This is a genomic window from Kribbella sp. HUAS MG21 (assembly GCF_040254265.1).
GTDB lineage: Bacteria > Actinomycetota > Actinomycetes > Propionibacteriales > Kribbellaceae > Kribbella.
The window spans coordinates 3,194,139-3,217,400 of sequence record NZ_CP158165.1 but is presented as its reverse complement, the minus strand read 5'-3'; the positions used below and the strand labels follow the sequence as shown (position 1 = coordinate 3,217,400).

The window sequence follows — 23,262 nt, the reverse complement described above, 5'->3', positions numbered from 1 at the left end:
GTCCACGTGACCCCACGGCTCAGTTCTCACCCACACACCGTAGTAGCCCGCACCCCCAAGGCGTCGCGTGGGCCTGTCAGTTCGCGAGGATCAGCCGCGACTTGGTGGCCTGCAGGACCTCGGCGATCGGCTGCGAGTACGACTCGTTGGTCCGGCCGTGCTTCTCCAGGCACTGCCCGTCGATCAGCGCCGCGCCGCTGGTGATGCCCTGGGCGTAGCCGCCGGTCATGTTCGCGCCGCCGGAGTCGCCGGTCTCGACGCAGGCGGTGTGCTGGAACAGGCCGCGGACCACGCGGTTGTTCCCGTAGTTGACCGTCACGTTCCGCGCGACGATCCGCCCGCAGGTCCAGCCGGTGCTCTTCCCGGACTTGCACAGCGTCGAGCCGACGGTGGCGTCCGCGATCCCCTTGACCGCGACGTTGCCGTTGCCCCAGCCCTCGACGTACCCCTGCTGGTCCCAGCCCTCGATCACGCCGACCGACCCGAAGTCGTTCCCCGGGAAGCTCGACGTGTAGGTGTTGCCGAGGACGTACCCGTTGCGCGAGAACGACGGCTTGCCGGACGTGCAGTGCCCCGCGGTCAGGAAGATCCGGTTGCCCTTGCGGGTCCGGGCGTTGAAGCCGAGCGAGCAGACGTACCCGGTGTTCTTGTCGACCTGGACGCCGCCGCGCAGGCCGAAGTCGTCGGCGGTCAGCCGGATCGCTCCGGCGACCCGGCGGATCGTCACCCGGTCGCCCTTCGCCTGTGCGCGGGAGAGGAACCGCTGGGTGATCGAGTCCCGGGCCTTCTCCGGCACCGAGACCACCACCGTCCCCGACACCGGGTCGACGTACCACGACCGCACCTTGCCGGCGCTGGACGTGGTGGCCAGCCGGTTCAGCTCGCCCTGTACGGCGTTCAGCTGGTCGGCGGTGTACTTCACCAGGTGCGGGATCGCGCCGATCTGCCGGACCAGCGCGGCCGTCGACAGGTCCGAGACCGCGACGATCAGCTCACCGGCGTCGTCGTAGTAGCTGCCGACCACACCCGCGTCGGACCTGAGCTGCGCTTCCAGGGTTTCCGCGAGGAGCGGGTCCTCGGTCGTCTTGGCGGCGGCCTGGGCGCCGGTCTTGGTCCGCGTCTCGGCGGTGGCCCAGTTCGCCGCGACCAGCCCGCCGGCCGTCAGGACGACGACCCCGGCTAGTGCGGCGCCGACCCGGAAACGCCCCGACATCCTGTCCTCCTCACACCGGCACCTGGGCCCCGTTGGCCAAGCACCACAACGGAAAGTAACCGCTCGGCAACAGAATGTCCATAGTCCCGGACTCTCAAACCTCAACGAGTGCGGGACCTCCAGGGCTACGGGTCAGCCGACGATCAGGCTCATCGCCTCCGCGCGAGTGACCGGGTTGCGGAGCTGGCCGCGGACCGCCGAGGTGATCGTCTTGGCGCCCGGTTTCCGGACGCCGCGCATGGTCATGCACAAGTGCTCGCACTCGATCACCACGATCACGCCGCGCGGCTGCAGGATCTCGACCAGCGACTCGGCGATCTGCGTCGTCAGCCGCTCCTGCACCTGCGGCCGCTTGGCGTAGACGTCGACCAGCCGCGCGAGCTTCGACAGCCCGGTGACCCGGCCGTCGCGGCTCGGGATGTAGCCGACGTGCGCGACACCGGTGAACGGCACCAGGTGGTGTTCGCACATGCTCCACACCTCGATGTCCTTCACCAGGATCATCTCGTCGTGCTCGATCGCGAACGTCGTGGTCAGGACGTCCTCGGCACGCTGCCCGAGCCCGGTGGTGATCTCGGCGTACGAGCGGGCCACCCGGGCCGGCGTGTCCCGCAGCCCCTCGCGCTCCGGGTCCTCGCCGATCGCGAGCAGCAGCTCACGGACCGCCCGCTCGGCCCGCTCGTGGTCGAACCTCGGTGACACCATCCCGGCACTCCTCCCGCCGACGCCAGCTTCGAACGCTACCCGGCGGCACCCCGAAACCACCGAAGACACCGAAAACGCCGCCAGCCGGTGCGGGTGGCGGCGTTCACAGGCGAAGCCGTTACTGCTTGTTCGGCGGGGTCGGGCCGCCGCCGTAGTCCGGCGGGCGGATCGCCTCGTCCGGGCCGACGGAACCGCCCGGCAGCACGTCGGACAGCGAGCCGTTCTGCTCGGCGCGACCGGGGACCGGCATCACCGGCGGCTGGTCGGACGGCACCCGGGTCGACGAACCGGTCCAGGCCGGCCGCCGCTCGCGCTTGATCACCGGGGCGAACACCCGGGCGATCTCGTTCTTGTCCAGGGTCTCCTTCTCCAGCAGCTCCTCGACCAGGTGGTCCAGGACCGCCCGGTTCTCGACCAGGATGTCGAAGGCCTCCTGGTGCGCGTTGAGGATCAGCTTGCCGACCTCCTCGTCGACCGCGGCCGCGATCTCCTCGGAGTAGTTCCGCTGGCTGCCGAAGTCGCGGCCCAGGAACGGCTCGCTGCTGTCCTGGCCGAACTTGATCGCCCCCAGCCGCTCGGTCATGCCGTACTGCGTGACCATCGCGCGGGCCAGCGCACTGGCCTTCTCGATGTCGTTGCTGGCGCCCGTGGTGGGGTCGTGGAAGACCATCTCCTCGGCCGCCCGGCCGCCGAGCATGTAGGCCAGCTTGTCCAGCATCTCGGAGCGGGTGGTCGAGTACTTGTCCTCGTCCGGCATCACCATCGTGTAGCCGAGCGCGCGGCCGCGCGGCAGGATCGTCACCTTCTGCACCGGGTCGGAGTGCGGCAGCGCCGCGGCGACCAGGGCGTGGCCGCCCTCGTGGTACGCGGTGAGCACCTTCTCCTTGTCCGACATCAGCCGGGTCCGGCGCTGCGGACCGGCGATCACGCGGTCGATGGCCTCGTCCAGCGCGCGGTTGTCGATCAGCTGCGCGTTCGACCGGGCGGTCAGCAGGGCCGCCTCGTTCAGCACGTTGGCCAGGTCGGCACCGGTCATGCCCGGCGTCCGGCGGGCGACCGCGGTGAGGTCGACGTCCTGGGCCATCGGCTTGCCGCGGGCGTGCACCTTGAGGATCTTCTGCCGGCCGGGCAGGTCCGGCGCGTCGACGGCGATCTGCCGGTCGAACCGGCCGGGCCGCAGCAGCGCCGGGTCCAGCACGTCGGGCCGGTTGGTGGCCGCGATCAGGATCACGCCGCCGCGGACGTCGAAGCCGTCCATCTCGACCAGCAGCTGGTTCAGCGTCTGCTCGCGCTCGTCGTGACCGCCGCCGAGGCCCGCGCCGCGGTGCCGGCCGACGGCGTCGATCTCGTCGATGAACACGATCGCCGGCGCGTTGGTCTTGGCCTGCTCGAACAGGTCCCGGACCCGGGAGGCGCCGACACCGACGAACATCTCGACGAAGTCCGAACCGGAGATCGAGTAGAACGGCACGCCGGCCTCACCGGCGACCGCGCGGGCCAGCAGGGTCTTGCCGGTACCGGGCTGGCCGTAGAGCAGCACGCCCTTCGGGATCTTGGCGCCGACCGCCTGGAACTTGCCGGGCTCCTGGAGGAACTCCTTGATCTCCTGGAGCTCCTCGATCGCCTCGTCGACACCGGCGACGTCGGCGAACGTGGTCTTCGGGGTGTCCTTGGTGACCAGCTTGGCCTTCGACTTGGCGAAGCTCATCACCCGGGAGCCGCCGCCCTGCATCGAGTTCATCAGGAAGATGAACACCACCGCGATCAGCAGGAACGGGATCAGCGTGGAGAACACCTGGCCGATGAAGCTCGGCTTCGGGTTCTCGACGTCGTACCGCTCGATCTTGCCGTCGGTGAACAGGGTCTGCAGGTCGTTGCCGAGCGTGTTGCCCTGGCCGTCGACCCAGTGCGCCCGGAGCTTCGTGCCGTCGGTCTTCTCGACCCGGATCTCCTGGTCCGGGTCGATCAGCGTCACCGTTTTGATCGTCTTGTCGCTCGACGACTTCGCCTGCTGGATCAGCTGGACGACCTGGCCGGTGGGCTCGGTCTTGTACCCGCTCGAGCCGGTCAGGAGCTGCCCGATCACCAGCACGCCGAGGAAGGCGACGACGATCCAGAACAGGGGTCCGCGGAAGATGCGCTTCACGTCCATGATCGAGGCCTGGGCCCCGTCCCTCCTAGCTCGGCAGGCCCGGGTGTACGGGCTTGTGACGGTATAACCAGTCCAAGTGTCTCGTGTCGCACAAGACAACACAGCACGAGGGTCACCAAAGGACGGTACGACCCGTTGTACAGGCCGTCACCAAGTCTGCCCCGAAGAGGCGGTTCAGGAGTAGTTCAGGAGTACACGTGCGGCGCCAAGGTGGCCACACAGCGCAGGTTCCGGTACTTCTCCGCGTAGTCCAGCCCGTACCCGACGACGAACTCGTCCGGCAGCTCCAGGCCGACGTACTTGACCGGGACCTGCATCTTCGCGGCGTCCGGCTTCACGAACGCCGTGCAGAGCTCGAGCGAGGCGGGCTTGCGGGACTCCAGGTTGCTGACCAGCCAGCTGAGCGTCAGCCCGGTGTCGATGATGTCCTCGACGATCAGCACGTGCCGGTTGGTGATGTCGGTGTCCAGGTCCTTCTGGATCCGCACCACACCGGACGACTTGGTCCCGGAGCCGTACGACGAGATGGCCATCCAGTCCATCTCCACGTGCCGGCTGAACGACCGGGCCAGGTCGGCCATCACCATCACCGCGCCGCGCAGGACGCCGACCAGGAGCAGGTCCTTGCCCTCGTAGTCGGCCTCGATCCGCGCTGCCAGCTCGCGCAGCTTCGCGAGGATCTGGTCCTCGGTGTAATGGATCTTGGTCAGGTCCTTCTCGATGTCCACCGCATCCACGCGGATCAGCCTGTCACATCCAGGCCCTGGCTGGTAATCCAGCGCCGTAGCGAGGAGGTGCTCGGTGCGGTAGCTCGGCGTGCGGGGGCGAAGGTCTCGATGCGGAGCATCGTGGCCTTTGCACCCGTGCGGCGAGATGCCGTGCCGAGTGCCCCGCAGTAGGCGCTGGATTACCAGCCAGGGCCTTACCCCAGGATGATGAATCCGCCCTGGCGCACGGCCCGGATCCCCTGGGGCAGGTCGATCCAGCGCTGGCCGCGCCAGTCGGTCACCAGCGCGTCGACGGACGCCACGTGGCCGGCGGTGAGGTCCGTGGCCCGGCAGCCCGCCTCCAGCGCCGCCTGGCGCAGTACCCGGGTGCGGAGCGCGGCGGGCTGCTCGGCGAGTACGCCGACGTCGCAGCGCACCTGTCCTTCGGCACGCCCCAGTGCGGTCTCCGCCACGTCCGCGGCGAGCTGGTCGAGTGCGTCGGCGTCCGCCCGCAGGAGTCCCGCCGTACGCGCCAGGGCCTCGACCACGCCAGGTCCGAGCGCCTCCTCCAGCACCGGCAGCACCTCGTGCCGGACGCGGACCCGGGTGTACTGCGGGTCGTCGTTGTGCGGGTCGTGCCACGGGCGCAGACCGGAGGCGATACATGCGGCCGCCGTAGTGGCCCGCGGTACCTCCAGGAACGGCCGCCGCAGCAGCCCTACAGCCGGAGCCATCCCCGCCAAGGACCGGGCGCCGGACCCGCGCCCCAGACCCAGCAGCACAGTCTCAGCCTGGTCGTCGCGAGTGTGGGCCAGCAGTACGACGTCCGCTGCCAGCTCGTCCGCCGCATCGCGCAGGGCGTCGTACCGCGCTGTCCGGGCCGCCCCTTCCGGACCACCCTCGATGCCGACCTCCACCTCACGGACGAGGACAGGCTCCAGGCCCAGCGACCGGCACTGCTCCGCAGCGGTCTGCGCGACGTGTGCCGAGTCAGCCTGCAGGCCGTGGTCCACGACGACCGCACCTGCCCGGAGACCGAGCTTGGGCGCTTCGAAGGCCGTAGCGGCCGCCAGCGCGAGTGAGTCGGTACCGCCGGAGCAGGCGACCAGCACCGTCGTCCCCCGCGGCAGCTCGCTCAGCGTCGCCCGCACCGCCTCCCTGGTCCGGGCGACTGCCGGGTGCAGCTTGCCCCGGCGCTGCTCGACCATGGCCTCCATGCCCTCGCCGCCGGTCACGGCCGGCTCAGCCGTGGAGTCGGGCGACCCAGGCATCGGGATTCGCGATCTCGTTCTTGGTCGGCAGCGTGTTCGGGCCGGTCCAGACCCGGTTGAAGCCCTCCATGCCGACCCGGTCCACCACCCGGCGCACGAACGCCGCACCGTCCTTGTACTGGCGCAGCTTCGCGTCCAGCCCGAGCAGCCGCTTCAGCAACTGGTCGACCGGGTTGCCGCTGGCCCGCCGCGCCGAGAACTTGGACCGGATCGTCTCGACGGTCGGGATGACCGACGGGCCTACCCCGTCCATCACGAAGTCCGCGTGGCCCTCCAGCAGCGACATGACCGCGGTCAGCCGGTCGAGCACCGCACGCTGCTCCGGCGACTGCATCAGGTCCACCAGGCTCAGCTCGGCCTCGCCCCGCACCGACCGGCCCAGGCGCTGCACGGCCTCGCGGAACATCGCCGCGTACGCCGAAGCGTCCAGCTCGGCCTGGTCGAGGAACAGCGCGATCTCGGACCGCAGGTGGTCCCGCAGCCACGGAACCGCGGTGAACTGCACCCGGTGCGTCTCCTCGTGCAGACACACCCACAACCGGAAGTCCCGCGGTACGACGCCCAACTCGGACTCCACGTGGACGACGTTGGGGGCCACCAGCAGCAGCCGCCCGGTCAGCCCGGGCCGGTCCGGGTCGGGCTTCGCCGGGTAGAACGGGTCGAACTGACCGAGCACGCGCGACGACAGGAACGCGAGCAGCGCGCCGGCCTCGATGCCCGTGACCCGCGAGCCGACCGCCGACGACAGGCCCGGCGTCCGCTCCGCCTTCTCGCGCAGCTTGTCGGCCAGCGGCTGCAGCACCGTCCGGAAGCCGTCCGCGTTCGCCTGCACCCACCCGGGCCGGTCCACGATCACCACCGGCGCGGTCGCCGAGGTGGCCTGCAGACCGGTGAAGTCCCGCACGTGCCCCTCGGAATCGGCCGCGAACTGCCGCAGGTCGGCGACCACCTGGTCCGCCTCCGCGCGGCTGACCGCCGGGCCGGGGCGCAGCAGCTTCCGCGCCACGCCGGTCGCCAACTGCCAGTCGACCATCTCGGTCGTGGTCCCGCCGTCCGCCGTACTCATACAACGACCCTAGTGGTATGTCCCAACAAGCGCTGCTAGGGCATGTCTCCCAATCCCACGCCGTAGCGAGCAGGTGCCCGGTGCGGTAGCTCGGCGTGCGGGAGCGAAGGACTCGATGCGGAGCATCGTGGCCTTTGCTCACGTGCGGCGAGATGCCGTGCCGGGTGCCGCGCAGTAGGCGTGGGGTTGGGAGACATGCCCTAACAGCCGCAATTGGCCAGGGCCGCGGTGGCGCGGTCGAGGTTCGCGCGGGCGTCGAGGGTCTTCGGCACCGGAACGCTGTCGCTGGCGACCGCGAACACCAGGAGGGTGCCGGAACGCGTGCGGGCGTATCCGGCGAGGCTGTGGACACCGGTGAGCGTTCCGGTCTTCGCACGGACCACACCGGTCCCGGAGGCGGTGCCGGACGCGCTGAAGCGCTCCCTGAGGCTGCCGTTGAAGCCAGCGACCGGCAGGCCGGTCAGGAGGTGCCGCAGCTCGGGGTGGTCCTTCGACACGGCGACCCGGACGGCACCGGCGAGCACGTCGAGCGGGACCTTGTTCCCGCGGGCCAGACCGCTGCCGTCGTAGATCCTGGCCTTGCTGACGTCCAGGCCCAGCTTCGTGAGCGTAGTACGGAGGCCCTTGACGCCACCGGCGTACGAGCCGCCGTTGCCGGTCGCGACGCCCACGTGGCGCAGCAGCACCTCAGCACCGTCGTTGTCGCTGTGGAGGTTCACGTACTCGGCCAGCTGCCCCACGGTCGGTGACTTGACCAGGGCGATCGGTTTCGCGCCGGACGGTGCGGTAGCGGCCCTGGCGCTCGCGGCGACCTTGATGCCGTACTGCGCCAGCAGCTTCTGGAACGACGTGGCGGCGGACTGCGCCGGGGCGGTGGAGCGCTTGGGCATGCCGGGCGACAGGCGGCCCTCGTTCACCCACAGGGCCGAGGTGGGCGCGGCGATGCCCTCGGGTACGTAGTTCGGCTCCCAGTTCGCGTTCGCGGCCGGGCCGGTGAACAGCGAGGCGTCGTACCCGAGGGTGACCGACGCGACGCCCTGGGCCTTGAGCACCTTCGCCGTACTCGCGGCGAGCACCTGCAGGCTGGCCCGCGCCGGGAAGCCGTCGTTCGCCGACGGGGTGACGGTGAGCAGCGGGTCGCCGCCGCCGACCAGCACGATCGAGCCCTTGCCGGTGCTCACGACCTTGGTGGCGAAGGTGTGCTCCGGGCCGAGCGCCGCCAGCGCCCCGACGGTGGTGAGCAGCTTCAGCGTGGAGGCCGGGGTGTAGGGCGTCGACGCGCCGACCGAGAACACCGGCTTGCCGCGCGAGGCGTCGTACACGTAGATGCCGCGGTGCGCGCCGAGCGACGGGTCCTTGAGGATCGCGGCCAGCGCCTTGCCGACACCGGCCGCGGTCGGGGCGGCACCCTCGGTGGTCGCCGGTGCCAGGACGGGAGGAGCCTGCCGCGTGGTCTGCGCTGATCCGGGTACGGCGCGTGCGCTGCTCACCAGTCCGGCGCAGAGGGCCGTGGCGAGCAGCGTGACGAATGCCGCACGGGCAGGTCGGGCCACCGGGCTGCTCCTGTCATTCGGTCGGTCGGAACCGTGACAGTATCTGCCGTATGGAGTTCGACGTCTTCATCGAGATCCCCAAGGGGACCCGGAACAAGTACGAGCTGGACCACCAGACCGGCCGGCTCCGGCTCGACCGGACGCTGTTCACGGCCACCCAGTATCCGTCCGACTACGGGTTCATCGAGGACACCCTCGGTCAGGACGGCGACCCGCTGGACGCCCTGGTGCTGCTGCCCGAGCCCACGTTCCCCGGCTGCCTGATCCGCGCCCGGGCGATCGGCATGTTCCGGATGACCGACGAGAAGGGCCCCGACGACAAGGTCCTCTGCGTCCCGGCCGGCGACCCGCGCCAGGAGCACCTGCGCGACATCCACCACGTGCCGGAGTTCGACCGGCTGGAGATCCAGCACTTCTTCGAGGTCTACAAGGACCTCGAACCGGGCAAGTCCGTCGAGGGCGCCACCTGGGTCGGCCGCGCCGACGCCGAGGCCGAGATCAAGGCCTCCTTCGAGCGGCTCAAGACCGAGAGTCACTGACCCACCCGTGGAGCTCCGGCAGCTGCGGTACTTCGTGGCCGTGGCCGAGGAGCTGCACTTCGGCAACGCCGCCGCCCGGCTGTACATCTCCACGCCGACGCTCAGCCAGCAGGTCCGGCAGCTGGAGCGGGAGGTCGGGGCGGCGCTGCTGATCCGGCACAGCCGCGGCGTCGAGCTCACCCCGGCGGGTCAGGTGCTGCTGGCCCGCGCCCGGGAGACCATCCAGGCGGCCGGCCTCGCGCTGAAGGACACCCGCCGGGCCGCCGGCCTGGACGAGCCGGTGCTCCGCCTCGGCCTGCTGAACGGCGTCCCCGGGCCGCTCCCGGCCGCGCTCGAGCAGCTCGCCGCCGAACGTTTCCCGAACAGCACGGTCACCCTGGAAGCCGGCACCACCACCGACCAGCTGCGGATGCTGATCAGCGGCGAGATCGACCTCGGCCTGGTCCGTACGCCGCTCACGTTGCCGCCGGCCATCAGCTCCGAACACCTCGCCACCGAGGAGCTCGGCGTCCTGCTCGCCGCGACGCACCCGCTGGCCGCGCACCACGAGCTGGGTCTCGACGACCTCAGCGGCCTCGAACTCGTCTGGATCCCGCGGGCCGCCGCACCCGAGTTCTACGACGACGCGATCGGCCGGCTCGGGACCGGCGTACGGCTGAGCAGCATCAGCATGAGCCACGCCCAGCTCCGGTCCGCGTTGCAAGTCCGCCGTACCGCGATCAGTCTCGGCTCCCGTCGCGCGGCCACTCCGGACGTCGTCTGGCGCCCCCTCCGCGGCCGTCCGCTCGTGGCGCGGTACGCCGCCGTGTGGCGCACCGACTCGGCCAACCCGGTGCTCCGCGCGATGACCGTTAGCCCCGGCCTAACGGCCATTAGGCAACAAGTCGTGGTGGACTGACGCCGCCGGTGGTTGGCTCGAAACGTCAACCACCGAAGGAGAAACAGGTGCAGGAACACGTTGTCGTCGTCGGCGGCAGCTCCGGGATGGGGCGCGCGCTCGCGGCCGAACTCGTTGCCCAGGGCAGCGAAGTCACGATCGCCGGCCGATCCCCCGGAAAGCTCTCGGCAGCCGGCAGGGAACTCGGTGTCCGGACCGTCGCGGCGGACCTGGCGAGCGAAGCGGACATCGAGCGGCTGTTCGCGACCACCGGCCCGGTCAGCCACGTCGTCACCACCGCCGCCGACGTCGGCGGCGCGTACCAGCCGATCGGCACGTACGACGTCCACGCGGCCCGAGCGGCCGTCGACTCGAAGTTGCTCGGGCCGCTGCTGCTCGCGAAGCACGCGGCCCCGGTGCTCGAGGCCGGCGGTTCGATCGTCTTCACGTCGGGCATCGCGGCGTACCGTCCCGGACCGCGGGCGTCGTTGCTCGCGGCGCTCAACGGCGCCCTCGCGTCGCTCGCGGCCGCGCTCGCGGTCGAACTGGCGCCGCTGCGGGTCAACGTCGTCTCGCCCGGCTGGGTCGACACCCCGATCTGGCAGGACGTCGCCGGTGACGCGGCGCCCGCGACCCTCGCGGCGATGGCCGAACGGCTGCCGGTCGGGCGGATCGGCCGGCCGGCGGACATCGCGGCCGCGATCATCGCCCTGCTGCGCAACGGATTCGTCACCGGCACCGTGCTGCACGCCGACGGCGGGCACCGGCTCGTCTGAGCGGCTTCTTCGGCACTGGCGGAGTCCCCGGCAACAGGGCATTGTTGCCGGGGACAACAGGTTAGGGACGGCCGAAGAAGTCCGGCGGTTCCCAGTAGTAGACGCTGTCGATCTGCACCGGCTTGCCGCTCCGCGGCGCGTGGATCATCCGGCCGTCGCCGAGGTACATCCCGACGTGGTGGATGGTGCCCGGGTCGTCCGGATCCAGCGACCAGAAGATCAGGTCGCCGGGCCGCAGCTCGTCCTCGTCGATGTGCCGGATCTGCTCGTACTGCGCGACGCTGTAGTGCGGCAGCTGTACGCCGGCCTGCCGCCAGGCCGCCTGGGTCAGTCCGGAGCAGTCCCAGCGGTCCGGGCCGGTCCCGCCCCACAGGTACATGTCGCCGCGCTGCCGCATCGCGAAGTCGATGACCTCCTGCACGCCGCCGCGGGTGTTCTTGCTGCCGCCGTCGTCGCGGCTCGGCTTGGACGGCTTGTCGCGCTTCGGCGGGTCGTTCCGGCTGTCGTCGTTCCTGCCGTCGTCCTTCTTGCCGCCGCTGTTCTGCTTCTCGCGCTCGCGCTGCTCCTTCTGCTCGCGCGCCCGCTCGGCCGCCTCCTCGCGCGCCTCCCGGGCCCGCTCCGCCGCTTCCCGGCGCCGCTCGGCGGCCTCCCGGGCGGCGATCCGCGCCTTCAGCTCGGCGGCCTTCTTCGCGGCGATCGCGGCGGCCCGCTGCCGCGCGAGCTCCTCGAGCCCGCGCTGCCGCTGGTCGGCGACCTGGACCGAGATGTTCTGCAGCGTGGCGAGCTGCGAGATCGACTGCTTCCGCTGGACGCCGATCGTGGTCACGGCCGCCGACTGCGCCGCCTCCGCGGCCTCGGCGGCCTGCTTCGCCCGAGCGGCCTCGTCGGTCGCCTTCTTCACCTTCACGACCGCCTGGTCGGCCTGCACCTTGAACAGGTTCGTCATCACCTGGGTCGCGGTGAACCGCAGGTACGACCCCTGCATCGCGGCCGACACCGAGTGCGCCGTACCGGCCTGGTCGAGCAGGTCCTGCGGCCCGTCCGCGGTGAACAGCGGTGCGATCTTCGCCACATCGCCACCACCCTGGTACGACGCCGCGGCGAAGCGGCCGATCTGCTGCCGCTGGGCGGTCAGCGTCTGCTGCGCCTCGGCCGCCCGGGCCGCGGCGGCGGCTGCCTCGGCCTTCGCCTGCTGCAGCCGGTAGACGGCGCCGTTGTACGCCTCGGCGGCGACGCCGGAGGCGATGCCGAGCTGCTCGAGGCGGGCGTTCGCGGCGGCGAGCTGCCGCTCGATCGCGGCGACCTGGGCGGCCTTCGAGGCGGCGGCCTGCTTGGCCCGCTCGACCGCGGCCTTGGACGGGATCACCGGCGGCTTCGGCTTGGCGGCCTCGGCCGGGAGCGTGGGCACGGCCATGGCACCGGCCAAGCAGATCGCGAGCACACCGGAGAGCAGCACCTTGCCTGCCCGGCCGGTCTTCCCAGCACTCGCCACCTGCCCGCCGGACGTGGCCCTGGGGGGCGTCCGCATCGGGATGGTTCCTTCCGCCGGTCACGAACCCCTTCCCCAGGGTTCGTGAACTTTTGGTCCTCCTGGACCACATACGCGACACTAGTTGCCTGCAGCCCCATTGGGAACAGTTTTCACACAAGTATCTTTGTTTCACCCGTGTGTCGGCTTGACAAACTACAAGCTTGTAATTCGGCGCAGGCGCAGGTGGGCGCGCGAAAACGCCCCTCCGGCCGGGCCGGAGGGGCGTTGCGAGGGGCTGGATCCAGCTGCGGATCCTGCTGTTGGTTCAGCTGCGATTCAGCTCAGGACGAACGAGGCAAGCACCGGCAGGTGGTCGGACGCGTTGCTCACCGGGACACTGGCCTCCGTGGGGCGCAGGTGCCGGCTGTGCAGCAGGTAGTCGATGCGCTTGGTCGGGTTGTCGGCCTCGATCGTGTAGCCCGGACCGACACCGACCTCGGGCCACGTGTCGGCGTACACCGAGGTCATGGTCTTGATCTCCGGTGCGTCAGCGGTCGCGTTCAGGTCGCCGACCAGCAGCGTCGCCGGGTGCGACTTGCCGAGCACCTGGACCACCTTCTGCGCCTGCTCGAGCCGCTCGGCGTTGTTGTTGTGCGTGAGGTGCGTGTTCGCGAACCGCAGTTCGGTGCCCTTCACGATGATCGTCGCCACGCCGAGACCGCGCTGCTCACCGGCCGGATAGCGCGGCAGCAGCGTGTTCTTGAAGTCCTGGATCGGGTACTTCGACAGCACCGCGGTCCCGTACTGGCGGCGCGGCTCGCCCGGGTTCAGCGGCGGCAGGTCGAGGTTGGCGGCGTACGCGTAGTGCATCCCGAGCCGGTTCGCGAGCCAGGCCGGTTGGTCGACCCAGTTGCTCCGCTCGGACCAGTGCCGGTCGACCTCCTGCAGCCCGACCACCTCGGCCCCCGACTGCTCGATCAGTACGGCGATCCGCTCGAGGTCGAGCACCCCGTCGGTGCCCGCACCGTGGTGGATGTTGTACGACATCACGGTCAACGGCCGGTCCCGAGCCCCGTCCGCATCAGGCCGCGCCGCCGCAACCGTAGGCACCACCATCAGAAGTCCCACCAGAACGGTCATCAATTTACGCATGCCGCCATCCTTCCCGAAAACCAACGACAAGCACCCCAAACCCGAGTGTCGCCCACCTGAACGCCACGTTGAGGAGCGGGTGCGTGGAACGGGCGTGAGCAGCACGCCGGCTCATGCGCCGTCCCCGCGCACCCCTCCCGGGCGGATGGTCGGTCAGTGGGCCAGGCGGGCTACTGCGCCCTTGGCGCCGGAGGCCCAGCAACCCGCTCGGAGGCCGTGGCCCGCGCATTCGATGCTGTCGAAGCTGCCGTCGTAGAACTGTTTCCAGCTGCGGCCGCCGTCGAAGCTGACGTCGCTGCCGGACGGGCCGACCGCGATCACGGTGAACGGCGACCACGGCACGAAGTGCGAGCCGCTGCGGTAGCCCTTCGGTGCCTTGTCCGCCGGCACCAGCTGCCAGGTGCGACCACCGTCGGACGTGACCGACGCGGCGTTCACGGCCTCGTTCGGCTTGGTGAAGTCACCGCCCACCGCCACCCCGAACAACGTGTTCCGGAACGCGAGGCTGAAGATTCCGGCCGCTTCCCCACTGGCCATCGGCGAGGCCGTCACCGTCCAGTTCCGGCCGCCGTCGACCGTCCGGAACACCCGCGGCCGATCCCCGCCGCCGGTCGCGAACCACGCCGTACGACCATGCCCGGCCACCAGGCACGTACCGCTCGCCGCGAACGCGAACTCCCCCGGCAGCGCGGCCGGCATCCCGGCGTTCGGCTGCACCTTCCACGACTTTCCGCCGTCGGCCGTCGCGGCGATCCGGAACTTCCCGTCCACCGGGTCGCTCAGCGCCAGCCCGTGCTTGCGGTCGTTGAAGGCGATGCAGTCGTAGAACGCGTTCGGGTCCGTGTTCCGGAAAGTTTCCGTCCAGGACTTCCCGCCGTCCGCGGTGCGGTAGATCCGCGAGTCCTCGCCGGGACCGATCGTCAGCGCGACCGCGCGCTGCTCGTCGAACGCCTCGACGTCCCGGAACTGCAGCGTTTCCGCGCCCTTCGGACTGACGTTCTGCCAGCGTTTTCCGCCGTCGACCGTGCGCAGCACGGTGCCCTGACTGCCACCCACCCAGGCCACGTCCTTGCTGACCGCCGCGAGCCCACGGAACTGCGCCGTCGTCCCGGTCGGCGTCAGCTCCCACCGGTACGACGATCCGCCGTGCGCCTGAGCGGGTACGACCTGACCCATCAACAACAGACCTCCTGCCGCGAGAGCGGCCACACGCAGGATTCTCATGCGCGGCAATCTAGCCCGCGGCTCGGCCCCCGTCAGCGTTCCTCGATCAATTCCCGGTCATCGGTGCTCATCGCCTGACTTCCGAGCACGCTGAGCAGCCGTAGCCGTACCGCGCTCTCGCTGCCTGGTTCCGCGGTGAAGACGACCAGGGTCTGCTGCTGGTCGCGGTTGTCGATCACCTCGCAGTACAGCTCCAGGTCGCCGACCACCGGATGCCTGAACCGCTTGGTCCGGCTGTGCGCGACCACGACCTCGTGCGCGTCCCAGATCGCCACGAACTCCGGGCTGACCTTCCGCAACTCCTGGACCAGCGTCGCGGCATACGATTTCGGCCCGTCCACGGTCGCCACCGTCCGGAGCATCGAGACGAGCATCCGGGAATGCGTGCCGAGTTCCGGCTCGGCGTACAGGCTCCGCCCTTCAGGGTGCGCGAACCAGCGGTAGATCTCGCTGCGCTCGAAACCGTCGAGGTTGGTCTGCTCGCCGGCGAACGCGACGTGCGCCGGTGTCTGCGCGAGCGTCTCGCCGTGCCGGTTCAGCAGCATCGCGGGCGTGTCCTGCAGCCGGTCGAGGATCCGCAGCATGCCCGGGTCGACGTGGTCGGCCCGCGTGACCCGCGGCGGCGTACCGTGGCCGGCCAGCAGGAACAGGTGATCCCGCTCCTCGAGCGTCAGCCGCAGCGCGCGGGCGATCGCGGCGAGCATCTCGACCGACGGCTGCGGGCCCCGGCCGCCTTCGAGCCGGCTGTAGTAGTCGGCCGACATCGAGGCGAGCGCCGCGACCTCCTCCCGGCGGAGTCCCGGCGTACGGCGCCGGCGACCGCGCGGCAGGCCCACGTCCTCGGGTTGCAGGGCCTCGCGGCGTTTGCGCAGGAAGTCGGACAGGTCGGCGTACTCCATACCCCCAGTGTCCCCGCCGCCGCGGCGTTATCCACTGCTTGCCGAGCAGAGGCTGAGCGCAGCCTGGTTGCCCCGGGCATCCAGTCGCAGCCTGGAGACATGCGAACCACAGGAAACACGATCTTCATGACCGGCGGTACGTCGGGTATCGGCCTCGCGCTGGCCCGGCGGTTCCGCGACCTCGGCAACACCGTGATCATCAGCGGCCGCCGCAAGGACCTGCTCGACCAAATCGCCGCCGAGGACGGCATCGCCGGCGTCCAGCTCGACGTCGCCGACCCGGCGTCGATCCAGGCGGCCTTCGAGCAGGTGACCGCGACCCACGACGTCAACGTGCTGATCACGATGGCGGGCATCATGCAGGTCGAGGACCTCCAGGACCCCGGCCACCTCGACGCCGCCGAGCAGACCATCGACATCAACCTGCTCGGCACGATCCGCACCGTCGCCGCGTTCACGCCGTACCTGCTGCGGCAGACCGATCCGGCGATCCTGACTGTCTCGTCCGGCCTGGCGTCGGTGCCGCTGACGATCACGCCGACGTACAGCGCGACCAAGGCCGCGATCCACAGCTACACGCAGAGCCTGCGGATCCAGCTCGCGGACACGCCGATCCAGGTGATCGAGGTGGTTCCGCCGGCCGTCCGCACCACGCTCCTGAACCAGGAGAACGACGAGCACGCGATGCCGCTGGACGAGTACGCCGACGAGACCATCCAGCTGCTCCAGGACACCCCGGACGCCGACGAGATCCTGGTCGACCGCGTGCACTTCCTGCGCCACGCGGAGCGGGAGAACCGCTACGAGCAGGTGCTCAGCGCCCTCAACTCAGTCCGTTAACGCCTGTTCGATCCGCTCGACCTTCGCGGTGAGCTGACCGGTGTACCCCGGCCGGATGTCCGCCTTGAGCACCAGACTCACCCGAGGCGACACGGCGGCCACCACCTCCACCGCCTGCTTCACCACCGCCATCACCTCGTCCCACTCACCTTCGATGTTCGTGAACATCGCGTTGGTCTCGTTGGGAAGACCGGAGGCGCGGACGACGCGGACGGCCTCGGCCACCGCCTCGCTCACGCCTCCGGTCTCGTCACCGGCCGACGGGCTGATGCTGAATGCGACGATCATGCATCCAGGATGTCAGGCTCCTCCTGCGCGCGGCGTTCGGCTCCGGAGGTGGTGAGGAGGGCCTTCTCCTTGATGAAGAGGACCGCGATCAGGGCGAGGACCGCGAACGGGACCGACATCATGAACAGGTCCGCGGTCGCGTCGCCGTACGCGTTCTCGACGACGGTCCGGATCTGCGGCGGCAGCTCCGCGATGTTCGGTACGGCGTGCCCGCCGCCGGTCGAGGCGCCGCCGGGGTTCAGCGTCTCGGCGACCTGGTTCGCCAGGATCGCGCCGAGGACGCTGACGCCGATCGTGCCGCCCATGCTCCGGAAGAAGCTCACGGCCGAGGTCGCCGCGCCGAGCTCCCGCGCCGGTACGTCGTTCTGCGCCGCGAGCACCAGGTTCTGCATGACGAGGCCGATGCCGACGCCGAGCACGATCATGAACGCCCACAGCATGTACTTCGAGGTGTGCGCGTCGATCGTGCCGAACAGCGCCAGCCCGATCGGCAACAGCACGCTGCCGACGACCAGGTAGATCTTCCAGCGGCCGTACTTCGTGATCAGCCCACCGGCGATCGTGGACGCGATCATCATGCCGAGGATCATCGGCAGGCTCATCAGCCCGGCCTTGGTCGGCGAGTACCCCTGAGCGATCTGGAAGTACTGCGCCAGGAACACCGAGCCGCCGAACATCGCGACCCCGACCAGTGCGCTCGCGATGATCGACAGCGTCACCGTGCGGTTGCGGAACAGGTCCATCGGGATGATCGGCTCCGGGTGCCGGCGCTCGACCAGCACCGCGGCCGCCAGCACGCCCAGCGCCACCGCGACCAGCCCGAAGCTCCAGCCGGAGACCCACTCGAACTTGCTCCCCGCGAACGACGACCAGACCAGCAGCGTGCTGACGCCGCCCATGATCAGGAACGCGCCCCACCAGTCGATCTTCACGTCCCGCCGGACGGTCGGCAGCTTCAGCGTGCGCTGCAGCAGCACGATCGCGGCGAGCACGAACGGTACGCCGACCAGGAAGCAGGCGCGCCAGCCGAGCGGCGAGTCGACGAGGAAGCCGCCGAGCAGCGGCCCGCCGACGGTCGCGGACGCGAAGATCGCGCCGAAGACACCGGAGTACCGGCCGAGCTCCCGCGGCGGGATGATCGCGGCCATCACGATCTGCACCAGCGCGGTCAGGCCGCCGGCGCCGAGCCCTTGCAGCACCCGGCTGCCGAGCAGCACCTCGATGTTCGGGGCGAAGCCGGCGACCAGCGAGCCGATCACGAAGAAGCCCAGCGACAGCTGGACCAGCAGCTTGTTGTTGTAGAGGTCGGCGAGCTTGCCCCACAGCGGCACCGTGGCCGTCATCGTGAGTAGCTCGAGGGTGACGACCCAGGTGTACGACGATTGGCTCGCGCCCAGGTCGTGAATGATCCGCGGCAGCGCGGTCGACACCACGGTGCCGGCCAGGATCGCCACGAACATGCCCATCATCAGGCCGGACATGGCCTGGACGGTCTGGCGTGGGGTGAGCGTAGTGGTGACCTCACCCACGGAATCCGGAGTGGGTGACGAGGTCGTCGTCATGAGTGACCTTTCTTCTGGTTGTCCGGCCCGAAGGCGGTGTCGATGCCTTGGGCAAGTAAGTGGAACGCTTCGTCGAGCAGTTCGGCGACGGGCCGGTCGGGGGCGGCCTTGTGCAGCTCCATCGCCACCCGGCAGGCGGCGCCGGCGGTGCTGACGATCAGCGCCGGCCGGGTCGACCCGGGCGGCAGGCCCATCCGCTCGGTGAGTGCGGCGGTCAGTTGCCGTTCGTCGTCGATGCTCGACAGCATCAGCTGGTACAGCAGGCTCGGTGAGCTCATGATGAGCTCGCCCCGGCGCGACAGTTCGCCGTCGCTCTCCAGGTCGCGCAGTACGTCGCGGACGACGTACCACATCGTGGTCAGCGGCGACTCGTCGGCCGGAGCGGTGCGCATCCGCTCCAGCGCGCGCTCGAGGTGCTCGGGGTTGCGCCCGAGGATCGCGTGCTCCTTGTGCGGGAAGTAGTTGAAGAAGGTCCGCACCGACACGTCGGCCGCCTCGGCGATCTCCTCGACCGTGACGTGCTCCGGCCCCTTCTCCAGCGCCAGCCGCAGCGCGGCCTCGGCCAGCGCCGCCCGCGTCTGCTGCTTCTTGCGCTCCCGCAGCCCCGTCTCCGCCCCCACGCGTACCAGGCTAGGCAGAAACTTGCACCCACTGCAAACTATTAGTCCTGCAAACTTGCAGCCGTGCAAGCAAAGTCACCTAACGGATTTGATCGAACACCCTCCGCAGCGCGATGGCTGTTCAGCGCTCCGGCGTCCCGGGCTGCCGAGTGACGGAGTACGGCGAAGTGCCGCGGCCTCCGTAGGCGCCCCAGCCGGAGCTGCCCCGCCCCGGAGCCGCCAGGCCGCCGAACGAGACGGTCCGGGTGAAGTACTCCCCGGCGATCTTCCGGCCCGCCTCGAACGCGTCGCGGCCGACCGCGCACGAGCGGCTGAAGACGTGGTGCCGTGCGACGGTCAGCTTGGGAAGCGTGCCGAAGTGGTTCCACATCGCGTTCCTGATCCGGTGTTCCGCGGTCTCGCGCTCGCCAACGAACCGCGGGTCGCCGAGGCCGTAGCGGTCGGCGAGGATACCGGTCGCGACGGCCCACTTGCCGGTCGCGTTGACCACGACCAACCGCCGCATCATCTCGAAGCGGTCGGCATCGTCGAGACCACCCAGCTCGTAGGCCAGCGTATCGGCCGCCGGCGTGTACTTCTCGTAGACCGAAGAGCTGACCACGTTCTTGATCCCCGGGGCGATGCGGTCGAGCTGGAACTCGTCGATGTAGTCGTTCAAGGTCTCGTGGCCGTAGCTCTCGGTCACGCCTTCCTCGAGTGCCCGCACCGCGGCGATCCGGAAGTCCTGTTCGGCGTCCGCGTGCTCGGTGCCCGGACCGGCGAGCAGGTGCAGGTTCTCGTGGTACACGATGGCGAGAGCCTCGCGGTACCGCAGCAGGGTGGCGTCGTCGTGCTGCTTCCCCGCGTTCTCGAACATCTCCCGGAGCGGCCGCAGCACGCGCTCCTCGTCGTACCGGATCGTGTGGTCCCAGCCGGCCGTGCCGAGCACCCGCAGCCCGTCGTCGGTGAGCTTGTACGGCTGCACCTCGTACGTCCCGTTCCAGCTCGAGTGGTCGGCGCCGGTGACGTTGATCGCGCCGACGTGCTGCAGCCGCATGAACTCGTCGAACGTGGCGGGTGGCGGTAGTGGCATCCTCAGTCGCCGACGTCCGCTCGCCAGCTCTCGGCGAGCCGGGCCAGTGGCCCGTTCAACGCGAGTACGGCGTTCTGCTCGAACTCGTCGTCCGTCTCCCGCGAGACCGCCGTGATGGCACGCATTCCCTGCTCCAGCCGGGCGATCCGCTCGCGCGCGTCCCCTTCGTCGCGCTCCGCCTCGGCCGCGAGCTGCTGGGCGCGCGCCATCCGCTCCTCGGCAGCCGGCGACGTCTGCGCCTCCCAGCGCTCGATCAGGAACAGCGCGGTCTGTTGCAGCCGAGCGTCGTCGATCTCCGGTACGACGCCACGCAACGCCGCGAGCGCCGCACGGGCGTCGAGCGCGCCGAGCCGCCACTCGTGCTGCGCCGCCTTGTAGCGCTGGAGAAACTCGTCGTACCGCACGCGCTCACTGTAGTGGGGTCGCTTTGGCATTCCAGAAATGCGGTTGCTCGCTCCGGCGCTGCGACTCCAGGCTCGAGGAAAACCACTCGAGGAGGCACTGTGCGGAGCGCGATCCTGAACGTCACGTTCGACTGCACCGATGCCCGGGCCCAGGCGGAGTTCTGGAGCCAGGTCACCCGGTGGCCGGCGACGTTCCACGACATGCCCGGCAACCCGTTCTGGCGGGTCGGCGAGGAGACCGGGGCGAGCCTGGTCTTCGTCACCGTCCCCGAACCCAAGACCACCAAGAACCGGATCCACCTGGACCTGCTCCCCCGCGACGGCACTCAGGCCGAAGAACTCGAACGCCTGCAAGCGCTGGGCGCCCGCGTCGTCGACGACCGCCGTACCGCCACCCCCGGCAGCTGGATCGTCCTGGCCGACCCCGAGGGCAACGAATTCTGCCTGGAGGAAGGCGACTGACTCGGCCTTGGCCGCGTGACGGCCTGGCGAGGAGCTGTGCCACCGGTCGGCGGTGACAGGTCCAGAGCAACCGCCGACCGGTGACAGCCGCCCGGGTACCCGGTCCGCCCAGCCCTAACCACGCCGTGATCCTGTTCACGTCCGTGGCGATACATAGGTTTGCTATGTATATTCGTTGGTGTGACCGTCAACGATCTGACACAGCTCGGCGAGGACATCGTCGTCGCGTCGACGCGGCTGTCGCGGCTGGCGACGCGGAACGTGAACACGTTGCCGCACGCCGCGATGCGGGTGCTGGGGCGGGTGGACGAGCTCGGGCAGGCGCGGATCGGCGACCTGGCCAAGGCGGACCGGGTGTCGCAGCCGACGATGTCCAACCTCGTGCAGCGGCTCGAGGAGCAGGGCTTGGTACGGCGCGTCCAGGACCCGGCGGACTCGCGCGCCAGCCTGATCAGCCTCACCGACGCGGGCCTCGCCGAGCTGCGCAGCGCCCGCCACCAGGCCGGCGAAGCCCTGTCGGCGTACCTGGGTCAGCTGCCCGCGGCCGACCTCGCCACCTTGGACGCCGCCGTCACGGTCATCCACAAACTCCTCACCCTCGAACCTCCGGAGGCCACAGCCCGGTGAGCACGTTCCTGAAGCAACCCAAGTCCGTCTGGGCGGTCGCGTTCGCGTGCGTGATCGCGTTCATGGGGATCGGGTTGGTCGACCCGATCCTGAAGCCGATCGCCGAGCAGCTGCACGCGAGCCCGTCCCAGGTGTCGCTGCTCTTCACGAGTTACATGGCAGTGATCGGCGTCGCGATGCTGGTCACCGGCGCGGTCTCGAGCCGGATCGGCGCCAAGCGCACGCTGCTCATCGGCCTGGCGATCATCGTGGTGTTCAGCGCGCTCGCCGGCCTGTCGAACAGCATCGGCGCGATCGTCGCGTTCCGCGCCGGCTGGGGCCTGGGGAACGCCTTGTTCATCGCGACGGCACTCGCGACGATCGTGAACTCGGCGTCCGGCTCGGTCGCCGAGGCGATCATCCTGTACGAAGCCGCCTTGGGCGTCGGCATCGCGGCCGGCCCGCTCGTCGGCGGCGAACTGGGCACGATCTCCTGGCGCGGGCCGTTCTTCGGCGTCGCGGTGCTGATGACGATCGCGCTCGCCGCGACCGCTTTCCTGCTGCCGGCCTCGCCGCGAGAATCCCGCCGTACGTCGATCGTCGAGCCGCTGAAGGCACTGCGGCACCGGTCGCTGGCGACGGTGGCGGTGACCGCGCTGCTGTACAACTTCGGGTTCTTCACGCTGCTCGCGTTCACACCGTTCCCGCTGGCGATGTCGGCGCGGCAGATCGGGCTGATCTTCTTCGGCTGGGGGCTGTGCCTGGCGTTCACGTCGGTGTTCGTGGCGCCGCGGCTGCAGCGCCGGTTCGGGACGTTGCCGGTGGCAATGAGTGTGCTGCTGCTGTTCGCGGCGGACCTGGCGGTGATGGGTGTGTACGCACACCACAAGCCGGTGCTCGCGGTCGGTGTGGTCGTGGCCGGGTTGTTCCTCGGCATCAACAACACGCTGATCACCGAGGCCGTGATGGGCGCGGCGCCGGTGGAGCGCGGTACGGCGTCGGCGGCGTACTCCTTCGTGCGCTTCTCCGGCGGCGCGGTCGCGCCGTGGCTGGCCGGGAAGCTCGGCGAGGAGGTCAACATCCAGCTTCCGTTCTACGTCGGCGCTGTCGCCGTACTGCTCGCGGTCGCCGCGCTGGCCACCGGGTGGAAGCCGCTCTCGCATCTGCGCGTGCCCGCGAACCACTCTGTGTCCGAGGCCGAAGCCGTCACGGTGGCTGACGCCTGAGGTTCCATACCAAACGGTATGGTATGGTCGCGAGCATGGTGACGCGACTCGAGTGGCTGGACGCTGGTCTGCGGCTGCTGGAGGTCGAAGGTGCGCCGGCAGTCACGATCGAACGGCTGACCGGTGTGCTCGGGGTCACCAAAGGCTCGTACTACCACCACTTCGGGAGCGCCGCCGGTTACAAGCAGGCGCTCCTGGAGCACTTCGAGGCGCGCTACACCACCCGGCTGATCGACGCGGTCGAAGCTGCCGCGGACCGGGCGGCGCCGGCGAAGTTGCAGCACTTGTTGCGGCTGGTGCTGGCGGATTCCGACAGTGCGGGGCTCGAGATCGCGGTGCGGGCCTGGGCTTTGCAGGACCCGGACGTGCGGGCTGCGCAGGAGCGGGTCGATTCGGCGCGGACGGCATACCTGAAGAAGTTGTGTCGTGGGCTGGATGCCGACGTGGACCCTGACCGGTTCGCGCAGTTGCTGTACCTGATTCTGATCGGCGCGGAGCAGGTGCTGCCGCCGATCGACAACCGGGACGTGCGGGAGATCTACGACCTGGTGCTCCGCCTCATTTCCTAGGACTGGAG

General features: G+C 70.0%; 24 protein-coding genes. 8 read left to right on the top strand and 16 right to left on the bottom strand.

The window, feature by feature from the left end; genetic code table 11:
- Positions 1–76: 76 nt before the first annotated feature.
- The 7 genes from ABN611_RS15740 to dacB form a co-directional block, all read right to left on the bottom strand.
- Positions 77–1,213: a S1 family peptidase gene (locus ABN611_RS15740; RefSeq protein ID WP_350280618.1), complete on the bottom strand. Its 1,137-nt coding sequence runs from the start codon at positions 1,211–1,213 to the stop codon at positions 77–79.
- A 132-nt stretch (positions 1,214–1,345) separates the two neighbouring features.
- Positions 1,346–1,918, bottom strand: coding sequence for a GTP cyclohydrolase I FolE (folE, locus tag ABN611_RS15735; RefSeq protein WP_350280617.1), 573 nt, complete (start codon positions 1,916–1,918; stop codon positions 1,346–1,348).
- A gap of 118 nt (positions 1,919–2,036) precedes the next feature.
- On the bottom strand, positions 2,037–4,070 hold the full coding sequence (gene ftsH, locus ABN611_RS15730; protein WP_350280616.1) for an ATP-dependent zinc metalloprotease FtsH: 2,034 nt from the start codon (positions 4,068–4,070) through the stop codon (positions 2,037–2,039).
- Positions 4,071–4,255: 185 nt separating this feature from the next.
- Positions 4,256–4,807: a hypoxanthine phosphoribosyltransferase gene (hpt, locus tag ABN611_RS15725; protein WP_350280615.1), complete on the bottom strand. Its 552-nt coding sequence runs from the start codon at positions 4,805–4,807 to the stop codon at positions 4,256–4,258.
- 185 nt (positions 4,808–4,992) lie between these two features.
- On the bottom strand, positions 4,993–6,048 hold the full coding sequence (tilS, locus tag ABN611_RS15720) for a tRNA lysidine(34) synthetase TilS (protein ID WP_350280614.1): 1,056 nt from the start codon (positions 6,046–6,048) through the stop codon (positions 4,993–4,995).
- Positions 6,020–7,114 carry a zinc-dependent metalloprotease gene (locus ABN611_RS15715; protein WP_350280613.1) on the bottom strand — a complete coding sequence of 365 codons (1,095 nt, stop codon included), beginning with the start codon at positions 7,112–7,114 and terminating at the stop codon, positions 6,020–6,022. The genes tilS and ABN611_RS15715 overlap by 29 nt, the downstream gene beginning before the upstream one ends.
- 200 nt (positions 7,115–7,314) lie before the next feature.
- Positions 7,315–8,667: a D-alanyl-D-alanine carboxypeptidase/D-alanyl-D-alanine-endopeptidase gene (gene dacB / locus ABN611_RS15710; protein WP_350280612.1), complete on the bottom strand. Its 1,353-nt coding sequence runs from the start codon at positions 8,665–8,667 to the stop codon at positions 7,315–7,317.
- A 50-nt stretch (positions 8,668–8,717) separates the two neighbouring features.
- Here dacB and ABN611_RS15705 point away from each other — a divergent pair, with 50 nt between their 5' ends.
- From ABN611_RS15705 to ABN611_RS15695, 3 genes are read left to right on the top strand one after another with little or no spacing between them, the layout of a single operon-like run.
- Positions 8,718–9,206: an inorganic diphosphatase gene (locus tag ABN611_RS15705; RefSeq protein WP_350280611.1), complete on the top strand. Its 489-nt coding sequence runs from the start codon at positions 8,718–8,720 to the stop codon at positions 9,204–9,206.
- 7 nt (positions 9,207–9,213) lie between these two features.
- A complete protein-coding gene (locus ABN611_RS15700; RefSeq protein WP_350280610.1) occupies positions 9,214–10,104 on the top strand; it encodes a LysR substrate-binding domain-containing protein in 891 nt (296 codons plus the stop codon).
- Positions 10,105–10,151: 47 nt separating this feature from the next.
- Positions 10,152–10,859: an SDR family oxidoreductase gene (locus ABN611_RS15695; RefSeq protein ID WP_350280609.1), complete on the top strand. Its 708-nt coding sequence runs from the start codon at positions 10,152–10,154 to the stop codon at positions 10,857–10,859.
- 61 nt (positions 10,860–10,920) lie between these two features.
- Here the strand turns inward: ABN611_RS15695 and ABN611_RS15690 are convergent, their stop codons facing one another.
- The 4 genes from ABN611_RS15690 to ABN611_RS15675 all read right to left on the bottom strand — a co-directional run bounded on the left by ABN611_RS15690 (position 10,921) and on the right by ABN611_RS15675 (position 15,605).
- Complete coding sequence (locus ABN611_RS15690) at positions 10,921–12,387, bottom strand: C40 family peptidase (protein ID WP_350280608.1); 1,467 nt, start codon at positions 12,385–12,387, stop codon at positions 10,921–10,923.
- A 279-nt stretch (positions 12,388–12,666) separates the two neighbouring features.
- Entirely contained in the window at positions 12,667–13,482 is an 816-nt protein-coding gene (locus tag ABN611_RS15685; RefSeq protein WP_350280607.1) for an endonuclease/exonuclease/phosphatase family protein, read from the bottom strand.
- A 153-nt stretch (positions 13,483–13,635) separates the two neighbouring features.
- On the bottom strand, positions 13,636–14,706 hold the full coding sequence (locus ABN611_RS15680) for an oxidoreductase (protein ID WP_350280606.1): 1,071 nt from the start codon (positions 14,704–14,706) through the stop codon (positions 13,636–13,638).
- 32 nt (positions 14,707–14,738) lie between these two features.
- Positions 14,739–15,605, bottom strand: a complete 867-nt coding sequence (locus ABN611_RS15675) for a helix-turn-helix transcriptional regulator (RefSeq protein ID WP_350280605.1) — start codon at positions 15,603–15,605, stop codon at positions 14,739–14,741.
- A gap of 99 nt (positions 15,606–15,704) precedes the next feature.
- On the opposite strand from ABN611_RS15675, the gene ABN611_RS15670 reads away from it, so the two are divergent.
- Positions 15,705–16,445 (top strand): SDR family NAD(P)-dependent oxidoreductase, encoded by a 741-nt coding sequence (locus ABN611_RS15670; protein WP_350280604.1) that lies wholly within the window; start codon positions 15,705–15,707, stop codon positions 16,443–16,445.
- On the opposite strand, the gene ABN611_RS15665 is transcribed toward ABN611_RS15670, so the two are convergent.
- The 5 genes from ABN611_RS15665 to ABN611_RS15645 all read right to left on the bottom strand — a co-directional run bounded on the left by ABN611_RS15665 (position 16,434) and on the right by ABN611_RS15645 (position 20,391).
- Positions 16,434–16,733, bottom strand: coding sequence for a thiamine-binding protein (locus ABN611_RS15665; RefSeq protein ID WP_350280603.1), 300 nt, complete (start codon positions 16,731–16,733; stop codon positions 16,434–16,436). The two genes, ABN611_RS15670 and ABN611_RS15665, sit on opposite strands and share 12 nt — an antisense overlap.
- Positions 16,730–18,295 carry an MDR family MFS transporter gene (locus ABN611_RS15660; RefSeq protein WP_350280602.1) on the bottom strand — a complete coding sequence of 522 codons (1,566 nt, stop codon included), beginning with the start codon at positions 18,293–18,295 and terminating at the stop codon, positions 16,730–16,732. The genes ABN611_RS15665 and ABN611_RS15660 overlap by 4 nt, the downstream gene beginning before the upstream one ends.
- Entirely contained in the window at positions 18,292–18,915 is a 624-nt protein-coding gene (locus ABN611_RS15655) for a TetR family transcriptional regulator (protein WP_350280601.1), read from the bottom strand. Before ABN611_RS15655 ends, ABN611_RS15660 begins: the two co-directional genes overlap by 4 nt.
- A 121-nt stretch (positions 18,916–19,036) precedes the next feature.
- Positions 19,037–19,987 carry a hypothetical protein gene (locus tag ABN611_RS15650; RefSeq protein ID WP_350280600.1) on the bottom strand — a complete coding sequence of 317 codons (951 nt, stop codon included), beginning with the start codon at positions 19,985–19,987 and terminating at the stop codon, positions 19,037–19,039.
- A 2-nt stretch (positions 19,988–19,989) separates the two neighbouring features.
- The gene (locus tag ABN611_RS15645; protein WP_350280599.1) at positions 19,990–20,391 is read right to left on the bottom strand and encodes a hypothetical protein; all 402 of its coding nucleotides are present in this window, start codon (positions 20,389–20,391) and stop codon (positions 19,990–19,992) included.
- Between the two features lie 99 nt (positions 20,392–20,490).
- On the opposite strand from ABN611_RS15645, the gene ABN611_RS15640 reads away from it, so the two are divergent.
- The 4 genes from ABN611_RS15640 to ABN611_RS15625 all read left to right on the top strand — a co-directional run bounded on the left by ABN611_RS15640 (position 20,491) and on the right by ABN611_RS15625 (position 23,254).
- Complete coding sequence (locus ABN611_RS15640; protein ID WP_350280598.1) at positions 20,491–20,853, top strand: VOC family protein; 363 nt, start codon at positions 20,491–20,493, stop codon at positions 20,851–20,853.
- 180 nt (positions 20,854–21,033) lie between these two features.
- Positions 21,034–21,480 carry a MarR family transcriptional regulator gene (locus tag ABN611_RS15635; protein WP_350280597.1) on the top strand — a complete coding sequence of 149 codons (447 nt, stop codon included), beginning with the start codon at positions 21,034–21,036 and terminating at the stop codon, positions 21,478–21,480.
- A complete protein-coding gene (locus ABN611_RS15630) occupies positions 21,477–22,685 on the top strand; it encodes an MFS transporter (protein ID WP_350280596.1) in 1,209 nt (402 codons plus the stop codon). The genes ABN611_RS15635 and ABN611_RS15630 overlap by 4 nt, the downstream gene beginning before the upstream one ends.
- A 35-nt stretch (positions 22,686–22,720) precedes the next feature.
- The gene (locus ABN611_RS15625) at positions 22,721–23,254 is read left to right on the top strand and encodes a TetR/AcrR family transcriptional regulator (RefSeq protein WP_350280595.1); all 534 of its coding nucleotides are present in this window, start codon (positions 22,721–22,723) and stop codon (positions 23,252–23,254) included.
- The last annotated feature ends 8 nt before the right edge of the window (positions 23,255–23,262 follow it).

Excerpts from the sequence above, each read along its gene's own strand:
- ABN611_RS15740 (WP_350280618.1), bottom strand. The coding sequence starts at position 1,213 with ATGTCGGGGCGTTTCCGGGTCGGCGCCGCACTAGCCGGGGTCGTCGTC.
- folE (WP_350280617.1), bottom strand. The coding sequence starts at position 1,918 with ATGGTGTCACCGAGGTTCGACCACGAGCGGGCCGAGCGGGCGGTCCGT.
- ftsH (WP_350280616.1), bottom strand. The coding sequence starts at position 4,070 with ATGGACGTGAAGCGCATCTTCCGCGGACCCCTGTTCTGGATCGTCGTC.
- tilS (WP_350280614.1), bottom strand. The coding sequence starts at position 6,048 with ATGCCTGGGTCGCCCGACTCCACGGCTGAGCCGGCCGTGACCGGCGGC.
- ABN611_RS15715 (WP_350280613.1), bottom strand. The coding sequence starts at position 7,114 with ATGAGTACGGCGGACGGCGGGACCACGACCGAGATGGTCGACTGGCAG.
- ABN611_RS15705 (WP_350280611.1), top strand. The coding sequence starts at position 8,718 with ATGGAGTTCGACGTCTTCATCGAGATCCCCAAGGGGACCCGGAACAAG.
- ABN611_RS15690 (WP_350280608.1), bottom strand. The coding sequence starts at position 12,387 with ATGCGGACGCCCCCCAGGGCCACGTCCGGCGGGCAGGTGGCGAGTGCT.
- ABN611_RS15685 (WP_350280607.1), bottom strand. The coding sequence starts at position 13,482 with ATGCGTAAATTGATGACCGTTCTGGTGGGACTTCTGATGGTGGTGCCT.
- ABN611_RS15680 (WP_350280606.1), bottom strand. The coding sequence starts at position 14,706 with ATGAGAATCCTGCGTGTGGCCGCTCTCGCGGCAGGAGGTCTGTTGTTG.
- ABN611_RS15675 (WP_350280605.1), bottom strand. The coding sequence starts at position 15,605 with ATGGAGTACGCCGACCTGTCCGACTTCCTGCGCAAACGCCGCGAGGCC.
- ABN611_RS15670 (WP_350280604.1), top strand. The coding sequence starts at position 15,705 with ATGCGAACCACAGGAAACACGATCTTCATGACCGGCGGTACGTCGGGT.
- ABN611_RS15665 (WP_350280603.1), bottom strand. The coding sequence starts at position 16,733 with ATGATCGTCGCATTCAGCATCAGCCCGTCGGCCGGTGACGAGACCGGA.
- ABN611_RS15660 (WP_350280602.1), bottom strand. The coding sequence starts at position 18,295 with ATGACGACGACCTCGTCACCCACTCCGGATTCCGTGGGTGAGGTCACC.
- ABN611_RS15650 (WP_350280600.1), bottom strand. The coding sequence starts at position 19,987 with ATGCCACTACCGCCACCCGCCACGTTCGACGAGTTCATGCGGCTGCAG.
- ABN611_RS15625 (WP_350280595.1), top strand. The coding sequence starts at position 22,721 with ATGGTGACGCGACTCGAGTGGCTGGACGCTGGTCTGCGGCTGCTGGAG.